Raw genomic sequence first — 725 nt, 5'->3', positions numbered from 1 at the left:
CGACGCCTTGGCGGGCCGGGCCGGGCTGGGCGCGACCCGCTTGCTCGGGCCCGCGCGCACGCTCGAATGCCTGCCCGGCGCCCGGGCCGAGGGGCTCAAGGGGGGCGTCAAATACTGGGACGGGCAATTCGACGACGCCCGCCTGGCGCTGGCGCTGGCGCGCACGGCGGCAAGCCTGGGCGCCCTGGTGCTCAACCACTGCCCCGTGCGCGCGCTGCTGCACGAGGCCGGGAAGGTCGCCGGCTTCGTTTGCGAGGACGCCCACGGGGGCCGGCGCTTCACGGTGCGCGCGCGGGCCGTGGTGAACGCCACCGGCGTGTGGGTGGACGCATTGCGCCAAATGGACGGCGTGGCGACGGGCCGGCCCGTCGCCGCGCTCGTCGCGCCCAGCCAGGGCGCGCACATCGTGGTGGAGCGCGCCTTCCTCCCCGGCGACCACGCGCTGATGGTCCCCAGGACCGCCGACGGGCGGGTGCTGTTCGCCGTCCCCTGGCTCGGCAAGCTGATTCTGGGAACCACCGACAGCCCGCGCCAGGACATCGTGCGCGAACCGCAGGCCTTGCACGAAGAGGTCCGCTTCATCCTGGGGGAATCCGCGCGCTACCTCGCGCGCGCGCCCCAGGCCCAGGACGTGCGCAGCCTCTGGGTCGGTCTGCGCCCCCTGGTGAAGCCGCAGCACGACGAAGGCGACGACACCAAGCACCTGAGCCGCGAGCACACGGTGC

General features: G+C 74.6%; 1 protein-coding gene. It reads left to right on the top strand.

Annotation, left to right across the window (positions count from 1 at the left end):
* On the top strand, positions 1-725 hold a 725-nt coding region (locus tag VTU_RS0121485; RefSeq protein WP_010108639.1), incomplete at both ends, for an FAD-dependent oxidoreductase.

The sequence above is a fragment of the Verminephrobacter aporrectodeae subsp. tuberculatae At4 genome, from assembly GCF_000193225.1.
Taxonomy (GTDB): Bacteria; Pseudomonadota; Gammaproteobacteria; order Burkholderiales; family Burkholderiaceae_C; genus Acidovorax; species Acidovorax aporrectodeae.
This window is presented reverse-complemented; position numbering and strand designations above follow the sequence as displayed.